The 13656-nt window shown below is 58.8% G+C and carries 10 protein-coding genes; 3 read left to right on the forward strand and 7 right to left on the reverse strand.

Annotated features, from left to right (window positions below; genetic code table 11):
* Positions 1-27 precede the first annotated feature (27 nt).
* The 3 genes from UH5x_RS10565 to mch are packed head-to-tail and all read right to left on the reverse strand — an operon-like array spanning position 28 to position 3762.
* Positions 28-1773, reverse strand: coding sequence for a fatty acid CoA ligase family protein (locus UH5x_RS10565; RefSeq protein WP_482635637.1), 1746 nt, complete (start codon positions 1771-1773; stop codon positions 28-30).
* A complete protein-coding gene (locus tag UH5x_RS10570) occupies positions 1766-2764 on the reverse strand; it encodes an ATP-grasp domain-containing protein (protein WP_482635638.1) in 999 nt (332 codons plus the stop codon). The genes UH5x_RS10565 and UH5x_RS10570 overlap by 8 nt, the downstream gene beginning before the upstream one ends.
* Positions 2761-3762 carry a methenyltetrahydromethanopterin cyclohydrolase gene (gene mch, locus UH5x_RS10575; RefSeq protein ID WP_047816797.1) on the reverse strand — a complete coding sequence of 334 codons (1002 nt, stop codon included), beginning with the start codon at positions 3760-3762 and terminating at the stop codon, positions 2761-2763. Before mch ends, UH5x_RS10570 begins: the two co-directional genes overlap by 4 nt.
* A 139-nt stretch (positions 3763-3901) precedes the next feature.
* On the opposite strand from mch, the gene UH5x_RS10580 reads away from it, so the two are divergent.
* The 3 genes from UH5x_RS10580 to UH5x_RS10590 all read left to right on the forward strand — a co-directional run bounded on the left by UH5x_RS10580 (position 3902) and on the right by UH5x_RS10590 (position 7127).
* Positions 3902-4498 (forward strand): peroxiredoxin family protein, encoded by a 597-nt coding sequence (locus UH5x_RS10580; protein ID WP_047816796.1) that lies wholly within the window; start codon positions 3902-3904, stop codon positions 4496-4498.
* Entirely contained in the window at positions 4495-5571 is a 1077-nt protein-coding gene (locus UH5x_RS10585; protein ID WP_482635639.1) for an oxidoreductase family protein, read from the forward strand. The genes UH5x_RS10580 and UH5x_RS10585 overlap by 4 nt, the downstream gene beginning before the upstream one ends.
* Before the next feature lie 65 nt (positions 5572-5636).
* Positions 5637-7127 (forward strand): sulfatase, encoded by a 1491-nt coding sequence (locus tag UH5x_RS10590; protein ID WP_482635640.1) that lies wholly within the window; start codon positions 5637-5639, stop codon positions 7125-7127.
* A 1324-nt stretch (positions 7128-8451) separates the two neighbouring features.
* Here UH5x_RS10590 and UH5x_RS10595 read toward each other — a convergent pair.
* The 4 genes from UH5x_RS10595 to UH5x_RS10610 are packed head-to-tail and all read right to left on the reverse strand — an operon-like array spanning position 8452 to position 13494.
* The gene (locus tag UH5x_RS10595) at positions 8452-10467 is read right to left on the reverse strand and encodes an ATP-dependent helicase (RefSeq protein WP_482635641.1); all 2016 of its coding nucleotides are present in this window, start codon (positions 10465-10467) and stop codon (positions 8452-8454) included.
* Positions 10468-10492: 25 nt separating this feature from the next.
* Entirely contained in the window at positions 10493-10738 is a 246-nt protein-coding gene (gene rpmA, locus UH5x_RS10600; RefSeq protein ID WP_007327901.1) for a 50S ribosomal protein L27, read from the reverse strand.
* Positions 10739-10797: 59 nt separating this feature from the next.
* Positions 10798-11868, reverse strand: coding sequence for a hypothetical protein (locus UH5x_RS10605; RefSeq protein ID WP_047816792.1), 1071 nt, complete (start codon positions 11866-11868; stop codon positions 10798-10800).
* A 12-nt stretch (positions 11869-11880) separates the two neighbouring features.
* Positions 11881-13494, reverse strand: coding sequence for a hypothetical protein (locus UH5x_RS10610; protein WP_482635642.1), 1614 nt, complete (start codon positions 13492-13494; stop codon positions 11881-11883).
* Positions 13495-13656: the final 162 nt, after the last annotated feature.

Genomic DNA, 13656 nt, shown 5'->3' on the forward strand with positions numbered 1-13656 from the left:
CGAGCCACCACCACTTCCCATCACGATTCACTGGTTGGGATCGTTCAGTTCTGCCGCCAGCTTTTCGCGGAAGATCTTGCTGTTGTGCCGAATGTCGACGGGCAACGGTTGATCACGGATCACAAAACGCTCGATCCGATGCGTGAGTGGGTTGCGAGCCGCACGATCACGCAGCCTCGCCTCGAGCTCTTGTGTTCGACGGGAATCTCCACTGATGGAAAGATCGACTGGCTGAACGACGAGCACCGGCTCCTGCTCCCCCGGCTTCCCGACACCTACCAACGCACACTTCTCGACCTGTTCATCCACATTGAAAACTGATTCACACGGAATGGTGAAGAACGTTCGCTTGGAAGAGACAATCCGATGAGCCTTGCGACCACAGAACCAAAACCGATCTTGATCGTCCAAGTAACCCACATCACCCATCCGATGCCAAAATGGATCCTCGGAGCCGCCTGATCCCTCATGGACTTTATGCAGGGCGTTCTGATCCACCCGAGTGACGTACCGCCTGGTCACCATTGGCCCGCTGACGATCAACTCTCCAATTTTGCCACGCGGAAGTTCGTTGACATCTTCGATCGTGGCGATAGGTCCGTCGTTGATCTCGATCACTTTCCAACGCACGCCGTCAAAACGTGAACCGACACAGACGCCCTTGCCCTTGGACGCTGCTGGCCCGGTTTCTGAAATCACGGCGCGCGACTCGATGGACGCAATCGGCAACGCTTCCGTCGCACCATAAGGCGTTTCAATTCGGGCATCCTCGTGAACAAACCGCCGGAGAGATTCCAGGGTCGCGGCAGGAACAGGCGCTCCCGCGGACAACACGCGTTTCAGCGTTGGGAAGGGCTTCCCCACCGCATTGGCTTCGCACCAGCGAGTCACCGTCTTCCAAAGTGCAGGGGAACCAAACGCCTGGTCCACCTCCCACTGCCGTGCCGCCTGGATCAACTTTTTCGGGTCCACGTCCGCGGGCCGAGTGGGATCCATGTCGGGAATGATCGTCGTCACTCCCATCACCGCATCAAACAAACCGAACAGAGGGAAACACGCCAGGTCGCGTGAGCCTTGCCGAATCTCGTAGCGGTTTCGAATTCGATCGATCTGGGCATGAAAGGTTTGATGCGTGTAGGCGACACCCTTGGGCGGCCCTGTGCTGCCGGTGGTGAAGATCACCGCGGCATCATCGAGCGTCTGAACCTCCGGAAGCGTCAACGCCGAATTCCGCTCACCCAATTCCAGAATTTGCTTCAGCGTTTTGCCCCCCCAAAACCAACGTCGCCCCACGGTGATGTTGCGCTTCGCATTCGGAAACCTGCGTCGCAGGATCGCCCGAATCGCCTGCGCCTTTGGAATCCCCAAAAAGCCATCGGGGTTCACCTCCTGCAAGCAACCGACCAAGTGCTTGCGATCCATCCCTGGATCAATCAGCACCACCACCACACCGGCTTTCATCATCGCAAACACAAGCTCGATGAACTGAGCACCAAACGGAACCAAGCTCACCAAACGCATGCCTGGCTGGATCCCGGAAGCCAACAACCCACGAGCAATCTGGGTGCTGCGATCGTCCAGCGTTTTAAACGTCGTCAACGCGTAGTCGCGGTCAGAACCGTCCCGCTTGGCAGGCCCCGACGGCTCGGCAATCGCAATGCCGCCCGGCAGAACTTTTGCGACGGCACTCAAGCGAGAAGCGACATTGCCGGTTGACCCCGCTGTGCCAGCCAGGACCTGTGAGGATTCTCGACTGCATGGACCGTCACTCATTTTCATTCACCAAGACTTCGAGAATTTGATCCGCGATCGATTCCTGCACGACCCGCTGAGCCCCCTTCCAACCTGGGATACCGTTGACTTCGATCAATTGAAGCTCCCCGGTTTCTGTTTCCAACCAGTCAATCGCAGCGAACTTCAATCCAAAGTCGTCACTGACCTGACGAGCCAATCGATCCCAAGTCGCTTCCATCGGCACAAGTTCGCTCTGCCCGCCACCACGAACGTTGGTCCGGAAATCGGATGCATTGCGACGCCGGATTGCATGCGAGTGATCGCCAATGACCAAGACTCGCAAATCCACCCCACCTGGCGGCACGAACTGCTGGACATACAGGACCGCATTCACTTGAGCGAGTGCTGAGAACGTCGTCCAAGCCAACTCGGCATCGCGAAGACGCATCACCCCGCGACCTTCGCCCCCAAAGATCGGCTTGATCACCACGTCGCCACCCAGGTTTTCAAAAGCCTCCATCGCCGCCGATCGCGATTGCACGACCTGCGTGGGCGGGGTGGGAACACCAAGAGATTGCACACGAGCCAAGGTCGCATACTTATCAATTGCAAACTCCAACGCACTGGGCGGATTGACCACGGCAGTCCGGCAGACGCCGCTTCGCCCACGCACGAAATCATGCAGAACCGCTAGCCGGAACGTGATCTGTTCCATTGAACCCGCTGGCATGGTGCGGGTCAGGATCGCCTCGAAATCCGCCAGCGATCGCTCGCGGGAATCCGTCCCGTCGTGCAGCTGACACCATGCCGTTGAGCCCGTTGGAGTGGGCGCCGTGTCGTCCGCGCAGTGCAGACGGCTCCTCAATGTTTCGTAGTCCGCAAAGTGCAATCGAATCGAGCGACGCGAGGCTGCTGCCTGCAACTCCTGCAGGTGCCAACCCAGTGTGGCAGCACGGCCAAGAGGCTGAGACCGGGATGCCCCGGACGTCGCATCACGCCCGCCAAGAACCAGCACATTCGCTCGACTCATAGCCCGAATGATTCTCGCAAAACGCGATTGTTCAGCTGTCCATGACGCCACGATTTTCCCGTTTGCAACGAGTGAATGGTGACCACCGCGGGGCTGAACAGCATCGGATCGACGCGATAAAAATCGTAGTCGTATCGCTGAAAGGTTTTCGCGAACGGCTGCCCATGATCCTCGGAGGATTCGCTAGGAATTTTCGCGGCCACGCTCTCGATCAGGTCATCCTCCGCATCGATCCAAAGCGTCACCCGGGCCCCGTACAACATTGCATCGTTGGTTCGCCCAATGCCACCCACCGTGTCACCGAGCTTTGCTGGTGGCGGCAGGGGCGCATCGCCATGAGCCGACATCACACGGGCGACGTCGAATTCCAAGGCGTGCAATTTGTGCAACGCCGTCTCGACGCTTCGCGACACCACTTGAGCACTGCCAGCGATGCTCGTGCTCGGAGCAACCGCCAAACAGAGACGACTGGAATCCACGCCACATTCATCCGCCATCGCCTGAATCACGTCCTCCCCCGGCAGCGTCCCTGATTCAAGAACACCCACGGCAAAGTCGTCCCCGGTTGCCGGCCGCGACAACTGAAGCTGCTCCAACATCGCCTCTTTCCCGCGAAGCGAACGCATCGGACCACTCGCCATCGCGAAGTAGTCGCCGACTGAAACGGGCCACCCTGCGTACTGACCGCCCAAGCAGGCCCGAACCGGATGATCCGTTTGAATCGAAACAGCCAGCCCAACCAGGTCCTGGGGCGACGTGGGCGAATAGGAAACCGTCGCCAGATCACCCAAGCAGAGCCGAGCCAGCCCCAGGCCAGCCGCCAACGAGCCACGGCAATCGACCCCAGCGTCCAACACGCGGGCCCCTGCGATCACCGACGCCTCGCAATTCAGTTCCAAGGCGGAATCCCAGAGAGACTCAAAACACCCGTGAGCCATCCGGCACAGCCCAGGATCGGATACGGAATGGGACGGATCATTGGAACGAGCGGAATTCATGCCACCAATCTAACGCCCCCTCCAGCAATTGACGATTGGCCCTCAAGCCTTGCGCTCCACCGAACCGACGCTCAAAATGAACACGCAGCGGTGTTTGCCAAAGTGCGTTGATTTCTTTGCCCCCAATTGAGACGACACGATGCTCCCCAAGTCCACCTTGCCAGCCATGACGCTCGTTGCTGCGCTTGCCACCGGCGTTTTCTGTTGCGAATTGGCAAACGCCACCGACGCCACCCCGAACAGGCAGAGAGCCGAGCCAGAAGTCGGACGAATGGCCAAGGAATTTCGACTCGAGGCGGTGGCTGGCAAACGTTCGGGCGAGGTCAGCCTGAGCGATGTCACGGGCGAAGCCCCCGTGGTGGTCGTTGTTCTGCGAGGTTTTCCGGGCAGTCAGTGTCCCGCCTGTGCCGGGCAAGTCGCTGACCTGGTCAAACATGCCCGCCACTTCCGCCAACGAAACATCGAAGTCCTGCTGATCTACCCCGGCCCCGCCGCGGAACTCAAGGCCAGGGCGGAAGACTTCCTTCAAGACTCCAAGTTGCCCGCCCCCTTCACAATGCTCTTGGACCCAGACCACTCCTTCACCCAGGCCTACGGACTTCGTTGGAACGCTCCTCGAGAAACGGCCTACCCGACCACCATCGTGATCGGCAAAGATGGCAAAATTGATTTCGTGAACATCAGCCGCACTCACCGAGGTCGCACCACGGCGACCACTGTCTTGGATCAATTTTGACTTTGCCCCCCGAATCGGCCGCTTGGCTGCAAGACATCTCAGGAGCCTCGTCCATCGACGAAGTTCAGCATGTTCAAACGCTCTGGAGCGGCTATGGACAAATCCTGCGAGTCAAACTGAAGCAACCAACCTGGCCCGATTCAGACTCCTCGACGAGCACATCCCGGGCAACCAGTGTCATCGTCAAACAAATCTCGCCGCCCAGCTCCACCGAGCCGGGTGGCGCTCACCCGCGTGGCTGGAACACATCGCAGTCTCACCGTCGCAAACTCCGATCGTACGAAGTCGAGTCGGCGTTCTACGCTCACCACGCCAGCCACTGCGACGAGTCCTGCCGAGTCGCAAAGTGCCTGGCCCAAGCCGAGTTGCCCGCGGGCCAGATCATCGTTCTCGAAGACCTGGACCAAGCTGGCTATCCGATCCGCCACCACAGCCTCAACGCCATTGGCGTGAACCAAGGGCTGCGATGGCTCGCACACTTCCACGCTCGATTCCTGCACCGCCGGGACCAAGCGAACCAGTGGAACGACCTGTGGCCGATCGGAACCTACTGGCACCTGGCGACGCGGCCTGACGAATTCGAAACGATGCCGGAAGGGGCATTGAAACAGGCCGCCGCGGCGATCGACGCGTGCCTCAACGATTGCGAGTTTCAAACGCTGGTGCACGGCGATGCGAAAGTGGCCAACCTGTGCTTCGCCGCTGGTCATGACCAATCCCCTGCGATGGTCGACTTCCAATACGTCGGTCGCGGCTGCGGCATGAAGGACGTCGCTTATTTCCTGAGCAGCTGCGTCAGCCAATCCGAATGCGAGCGAAATGAATCTCGCTACCTCGCGACCTACTTCGATTCCCTGCGGGACGCAATGTCAACTCACGGCACCGAACGAATCGAATTCACTGCGTTAGAAAATTCATGGCGTAAACTGTACCCGATCGCCTGGGCCGACTTTGTTCGGTTCCTGGAAGGCTGGTGCCCCGGTCACACGAAACTCACCGGGTACTCCCATCGCATGACCAACCTGGCGTTGGAACACCTTGGCCGCGAGCACACGCCTTCACCGAACGATTAAACTTGACCAAACGAAGCGACGCTGGGCGGCACACCCCTTCTGACTCTCAACTGGAATCCTGCGACATGTTGACCCGATCCCTCCTTTCCATCGCCGCGCTGTCGCTGCTCGTCGCGACAATGCCGCGACTCGCCAATGCCGAAGAAAAATCGCCGCCCAACGTTGTCTTCTTTTTGGTCGACGACCTCGGCTACATGGACATCGGCGCCAACAACCCCGACACCTTTTACGAAACGCCCAACATCGACCGACTGTCGCAATCGGGAATGCGATTCACCGATGGCTACGCGGCCAACCCGGTCTGCAGTCCGACCCGGTACAGCATCCTCGCGGGCAAGTACCCGTCTCGCGTTGACGCGACCAACTTCTTCACCGGCACCCGTCCAGGCAAGTTTCATCCCGCGCCGCTGAACAACCGGATGCCCTTGGAAGAAGTCACCTTGGCCGAGTCCCTGAAGTCGAACGGCTACGCCACCTTCTTCGCTGGCAAATGGCACCTTGGCCCGTCCGAGGAATACTGGCCAGAACACCAAGGGTTTGACGTCAACCAAGGCGGCCACAACGCAGGCGGCCCCTACAGCGGCAAGCGATACTTCTCGCCGTTTGAGAACCCTCGCTTGGAAGACAACACGACCGGGGAACACCTTCCCGATCGGCTCGCCAAAGAAGCTTCCAAGTTCATCGAACAACACCAAGACGAACCGTTTCTCACCTACCTGTCGTTTTACAGCGTCCACACGCCGCTGATGGCACCACCCGAACTGGTCAAGAAATACAAAGCCAAGGCCGAACGCCTCGGGCTGACCGAGCAAGAGGCCTTTGGCGAAGAAGAAAAGCTGTGGGGCAAACCCGAGTGGAAGGGACGCCCCGTCCGACAACTCCAAAGCCACGCCACGTACGCCGCCATGGTGGAAGCGATGGATCAAGCCGTCGGCCGCGTCCTCCAGCAGATCGACGACCTCGGCCTCACCGAAGAAACCATCGTGATCCTGACCTCCGACAACGGTGGACTGAGCACATCCGAAGGCTGGCCAACCTCCAACCTTCCCCTCCGAGGCGGCAAGGGCTGGGTCTACGAAGGCGGGATCCGTGAGGCGTTCATGATTCGCGCCCCAGGAATCACGAAGCCAGGAACGACCAGCAATGAACCTGTTTGCAGCATCGACTTCTATCCCACGATCCTGGACCTCTGCGGGCAAACCGCCCCTCAGCAACAACAACTCGATGGTGTCTCACTCAAACCGCTCCTTCGCGGCGCTGAATCCCTGGACCGGCAAGCTCTCTACTGGCACTACCCTCACTACAGCAACCAAGGCAGCTTCCCCGGCGGAGCCATTCGCGAAGGCGATTGGAAACTGATTGAACGCTACGAAGACGGACGAGTCCACCTCTACAACCTGAAGGACGACATCGGCGAACTGAACGATCTCGCTGAACAACACCCTCAAAGAGTGAACGCGATGCGAGACCAACTTCATCGCTGGTACAAAGAGGTGGACGCAAAATTCCTGCAGCCCAAAGATGGCCAGCAACCCTGGCAGCCCTTCCAAGACTGAACGCCGTCGGCGGAGAAGCCCTACCGACCTGCTTCACCCTCCCGACGCGGTACCGTCTTCCGGGGGACGCGTTTGGTTGACCGCCAGCAACAAGCTCTCTCTAAACGAAGTATCGGGAGAGGTGCTTGCGGCAAAAACTCAACAAAATGCGGCACCACAAAAAGGGCACAATCTCCAGTCGCGGAGCGACGACAGCCGATAGCCTTGGGTTTCCAACCCAAGGTCACCCACGTCTCAACACAACTCCCAAGTCGCGGAGCGACGACAGTTGTTTGCCGCCTCATTCCCGAATGCCCCCCGGTTCGCATCCCGTACGATGGCTCCCAAGCCCGCCGAAATGGTAACCCGACGCGTCAGCGAGACCCGCGTGGCATGCCCGACGCCGGCCCCGTCCGGGGCGACCGTCTGTGTTCCGCCATCGGTCTCGGGGCTTCCGCCCCGAGCTAAGAAAGACGGCCCCATCCGGGGCGAAGCTCCCCGCCGAACGATCCCCCGGTGCGCGCCCCGCCATCGCCTCCACGGCCCAGATTTTGAAATTTACAATTTACAATTTCACTTTTTCAATCCGCCCCCATCGCATCCCTCGCCACCTGTCGCCGCTCCGCGGCTTGCCGAGCCAGGTGGTGTTGCCCAAGACCTCGGGTTGAAAACCCGAGGCTAACAACTGTCACCGCTCCGCGGTTCTTCAAACGCCCCGATACCGACAACCAGTCGCGGAGCGACGACAGCCGAAAGCCTTGGGTTTCCAACCCAAGGTCACACGCCGACGACACACAACTCCCAAGTCGCGGAGCGACGACAGTTGCTTGCCGCCTCGTCACCGAACGCCCCCCGGTTCGTATCCCGTACGATAGGCTCCCGAGCCCGCCGAAATGGTAACCCGACGCGTCAGCGAGACCCGCGCGGCATGCTCGACGCCGGCCCCGTCCGGGGCGACCGTCTGTGTTCCGCCATCGGTCTCGGGGCTTCCGCCCCGAGCTAAGAAAGACGGCCCCATCCGGGGCGAAGCTCCCCGCCGAACGATCCCCCGGTGCGCGCCCCGCCATCGCCTCCACGGCCCAGATTTTGAAATTTACAATTTACAATTTCACTTTTTCAATCCGCCCCATCGCATCCCTCGTCACCTGCCGCCGCTCCGCTGCTTGCCGAGCCAGGTGGTGTTGCCCAAGACCTCGGGTTGAAAACCCGAGGCTAACAACTGTCACCGCTCCGCGGTTTCTCAAACGCCCCGATACCGACGACCAGTCGCGGAGCGACAAAAGCTGGGAACGCGCCCCGAACACCTGTCGGCACTCCCTGGCTTTCCTACCTTGAACGCCACACCCTACGGTCGTGGCGCTCCCTGCTTTCGCTTCCGATACTTGTTCGGATTGTCGGCTTGGCCGGTGATCTCGTACAGGAACATGCTCGGCTTGGTCGGACGTGGCTTGCCCCACTTACGACGCGTCAATGCCAGCGACATCGTCAGCTGATCTTGGGCACGAGTGATGCCGACGTAACACAACCGCCGCTCCTCGGCGATGTCCTCGTCCATCCCGCCCTTCAACGTGCGACTGTGTGGCAGAATCCCATCTTCCATGCCGACCATGTAGACGACCGGGAACTCCAGCCCTTTGGCCGCGTGCATGGTCAACAACCACACCGCGTTCTTCATCGCCAGCTTGTCTTTTTCGCTGCCCATCTCGCGACCGGCGAGCGCGATGTCGGACAAGAACCCCGATAGATCAGGCTCTTCGTTTTTGTCTTCGTAAGCGGCAACCGCGTTGGCAACTTCACCAATCGATGCCATCCGAGACTCACGCTCATCAGGCTGGTCGTACAGACGCGCGATCTCATCCGCGTACGCTGTCCGCTGCAACAAAGTCTCCAAACCTTCTCGCATGGTCTCGTTGGAAAGCCGCTGCTGAACGTCTCCCAGCAACTGCTTCAGTTGGTCGATCCCGCGCAGTGCCGCCGGAGTCAAATCGGCAACCGACTCAGGATCATTCATCACCTGCCAAACCGGAATCCCCTTGGCAACCGCGCGGTCGATCAACATCCTCACGGACTTGTTGCTCAGTCCACGCGCGGGCGTGTTGATCACTCGCAGCAACGAAATCTCATCGTCCGGCTGATTGATCCACTTCAAATAAGACACGATGTCACGAACTTCGCGACGATCAAAGAACGACTGACTGCCCAGCATCACGTAGGGCACATCGTGCTTCCGCAGTTCGGTCTCAAACAGACGAGGCTGCTCGTTCGTTCGAAACAAAATCGAGATGTCTTTGGGCTGAATGTGCTCGTTGTCGATCAAGTGCTTGATCTCACGAACGACGGTCTCTGCCTCCGCTTGCTCGTCTTTGTGCTGCACGATCCGAGGGCGTTTGCCGGACGGCCGATAGGGCTTGAGCACCTTGTCGTGACGCACCGTGTTGAAGTCAATCAGCGTGTTGGCCATCTCCAAAATGGCTCCCGTGCTGCGATAATTGTCCTCCAGCCAAACCACTTTCGCGTCCGGCCAATCCTTGCTGAAACTGAGAATGTGCGACACGTCCGCACCTCTCCAAGCGTAAATCGACTGATCATCGTCGCCGACGACGCACAGGTTCCGGTGAGCCTCGGTCAGGAACTTGGTGATCCGGTACTGGCTCCCGTTGGTGTCCTGGTACTCATCGACCAACACATGGTCGTACTTGCTCGCTTCACGATCACGAATCTCTGCGTGCTCACTGAACAGCATCTCGGTTTGCAGCAGCAAGTCATCAAAGTCCATGGCCCCGCGAGCACGCAGCCCATTCTGGTAACGCCGGTAGCCGGACGCAGCGAAATGCTCCTTGTCGGTGCTGGCGATGCTCATCGCTTCCTCCGGAAACACCGACGCGCTCTTCCAACCACTGATGATCGAGAGCATGTCATTGGGTTTCAGAGCCGTGTTCGGCAACCGCAACTCACGCAGAATCGCTCGCGCCAGTGACTCTTGATCACTGCGGTCATAAATCGCAAAGGTCGCGGGAAAGCCGAGCGCGGGTGCATGCTCGCGAAGGATTTTCACGCACTGAGCATGAAACGTGCTGATGGTGGGCTTGGGCGGCCCTTTTTGGCCGCGTTTCCGCTTCTGCTTTTTATATCCCAGCAGATCGGCCACACGATCCTGCATTTCACCAGCCGCTTTGTTGGTGAACGTGACCGCCAAGATGCGATCAGGCGAAACGCCGTGCTTGATCAGATTCGCAATGCGAAACGTCACCACACGGGTCTTGCCCGTGCCAGCACCGGCGAGCACCAGGAGCGGGCCAGACAAAGTCTGCACCGCTTCGGCTTGTGGCGGATTCAGGCCCGCAACATCAAACGTGCTCAAGGAAGAAGATTCAGCCGTGGTTTATTCAGGCAACGTCAATGTTGACGCGACGACCTTCGCGGTCAAAACGGACTTTGCCGTCGACCAATGCGAACAAGGTGTAGTCGTTGCCCATGCCGACACCCGCACCTGGGTGGAACTTCGTTCCAACCTGACGAACCAAGATGTTACCGGCGATAACGGCTTCACCGCCGAATTTCTTGACACCACGACGTTGCGCGTTGCTGTCACGACCGTTGCGGCTGCTGCCCTGACCCTTTTTGTGTGCCATCGAAGTTCTGCGTTTTGATCAGTGAGGAGTGTTTGTAGATTATTTGAGAGGGCGAGAGATTAGCGGAACGTCCACGTGTAATCAAGTCGTCGTTCTAGCCCATATTGGTCGAGCATGTATTTTTGCTCTTCTGGATCCGAATACGCAGGCACGCCAAAGCGAACCCGGTCTTCCGTTTGATCCATTCCATCGCCAGGGCGATAGAAGTTCAATGTCAACGCTTTCCGGCGGTACGGTGCGTCGTCGCCTTCACCGTCCTGTTCAAATGCATTCGTCAAACCGAACACGTCGATTGAGAAGAAATCCAATCCAGGTTCCACATCCACCCAAGTCGCGACCCCCCAAGTGCCGGGAGCATTCTTGTCCGACGTGCGTGGGATTTTGACAGTGCTGATGTCCACCGAATTGTGCAGTGGTGCAGTGATTTGCTCGCGAATCGCAATGCGATCCATGGCTGCAGGCAAGATCTGATCGACATACTTCCGGTCACTCTCGTGATCCTTCAACACCAACATCGGGAAGAATCGCCGGGAACTGTAGCTGACCGATTCGATCCGTTGGTAAATCGGAGTGTCGGGGTCGTCGACAGCGGGACGTAAATCACCGCCGCGATATCGAACGCGATACACCATGTAGTGCACCAACTTTCGCTGCAGTCGGCCGTCCGGACGTGGCACGTCCAAGTACATCTGACGCAGCGGTTTGAACGAAAACTCAAAGCAGAAAATTTCGCGACGCAAAATCACTTGCTTCGCCATTTCCTCGAGCGTGCGTGAACGAGGGTCGAAATGTGGCTCGCCATTGGGGTGCTTGTCGCTCTGCCACGCGATTTCAGGGTGGCTCTCCATGATCGACTTCAGCGTCAGTGGCCCGTCAAACGTTTCCTTCGGATCCGGGGCGGGCGGGATCTCCGTCACCACGCCCGGCGCGAATTCCGTTTGAACCTGAACCGACGGGTCCGCGTTCTGAGCGTTGGCGGTCACCGAAAAAGTGCCCGCAGATACGCACAAAACAACCGCAATGACCGGTTTTTGCGTCCATTGCGCCAGCACGCCGGTCCAGCCCCGCCTTTGCGGCAAGCCTGCCGAAAGGTCGTCCAAAGATCGAGATCGTGTGGCGAAAGTGAACATGAAAAGCCGTCGTTAACGCTTGGTCGTGGGAAGATCACTGGCTGAGATGACGTGTTCCGGGCCAGTTTTGCTCGGGTCGACCACGTCAGCTGCCTCCAATCTTAATTGCTGACCGGCCGAGGAAGCTGTTTCCGTGCCGTCCAAGCCGGATTTTTCTGCCGAGTCGACGTCGATTTCTTCGCCACCGGTGACCCCAGGTCCTGACCACTGCAGCGAAGCGGCCAATTGGACATCCGAGCCGTCCAACCGAGTCACGCTTTCACCATCCATCGTCAGGGTCGCTTGGACGCGGCGTCCGGTATCATCGCTGAAGTGCATCATGATCCACTGAATCGGAATGCCCTCGACTTCGCCCGTGGCCGTGACATGCAACACTCGCAATCCCGAATCAGCCAACTGCTCCTCGGATCGCATCAACTGATCGAGCTGCTTGCCCAGCGTTCGTTGCACATCCGCTTCGAATGCTTCCAGCGTCAACTGCTTGCCTTCCGAGAGACTTGGCAAGGACCTCAGGTTGCACTGGGCGATGCTCTGTTCGTTCTCGATCATCCGCAGAATGGCCTGCCCGGCACCATCCTGCATGATCCGCCACCGGCGGTCCAGCAGCGCCGAAACACCAATTTTCTCGCAGTCAATCGCCATCAGCATCCGCTCCGATGGCGGCGGTGAATCGAAATCGACGGCAACCGCTGTGCGTGGCAATGCCTGAGGAGTTTCCAGCGGCTTGCGGATCATCCGAATCGTCGCTGTGACATCGAACCCTGGTTCCGCCATCCCGATTTCGCGAGTCTCGTGAATCGCGACCGCGGCCCAAGTGACCGTTCTCACCGAATGCTGGAAGGTCAGTTTGCCGAGCACCCGCAGTTGCGTTGGCACCCCACTGACAAATCCATCCAGCTTGCCCTGAAACTGCAATTTCGCGTTGCTGGCATCATTGGAAACCAAACTGATTTCAACGTCGCTCGCCGCCACACCACTGAGGTTGAACGCGGAAGCCAAATCGTTCGAATCGAGCGCCACTTTCTCGCCCACCGTCAACGTTTGGGTCGGCAAAAGATGGTCGAGCGCGACGCTCGCAATGGGCGTCCGGAGAAGATCCAGCTCGTCATGGTTCAGGTAGTCGCTGGTCGAATAAATCGCTTCAGGCAATGTGTCACGGCGAGCCACAATCGAGCCCAAATTGTCTCGCAATTGCGAGGTTTGGTCCAAGCGGCTCAACCGGCTGACACCCTCCGCCGTGTGGTAATGACGCTCCGCCGCGATGATCGGCGATTCCATGTCCGCGTTTCGCGGCCGCAACAAACGCTCCTCGTAATCCAAGGCGATTTTCGCGGTGATCGGCAACTGCTGCTTCGCGCTCGAGTCATTGCCACGAGCCAGCAACGGGTCCTTGGTCAAATTGACATTCCCCTTGACGTCCATTTCCATTCGAACGCGATACAGCCCCAGATCCAAGCGAGGGCGAAGGATCACATCGCTGGCCTCCGCAGGCCCCGCGGCAACAGCAATCGAACTCGCGCCCCACGTCCCCGCCACGCCGCCCATCGCCAGCAAGCGAGCCAGGAACGCACGACGAGTCGCGGAAGGAGAATTCGAAGAAACACAGCTAGAAGTCGAATTCGTCATGATCAATTCAGCGGATTGGCGGCAGAGTCGAAAATCTCGCGACCGCTTCGCATGGGCGGCCTCAATCCGTTCAATCGGCTCGACCGGTTCTCGCGGTTGACCGGATCTCGCACTTCTTGCCGCCTTTCTCAATCTGAGACCGCCAAAGTTTCAAACTGATTG

It is taken from the genome of Rhodopirellula sp. UH5, from assembly GCF_056839225.1.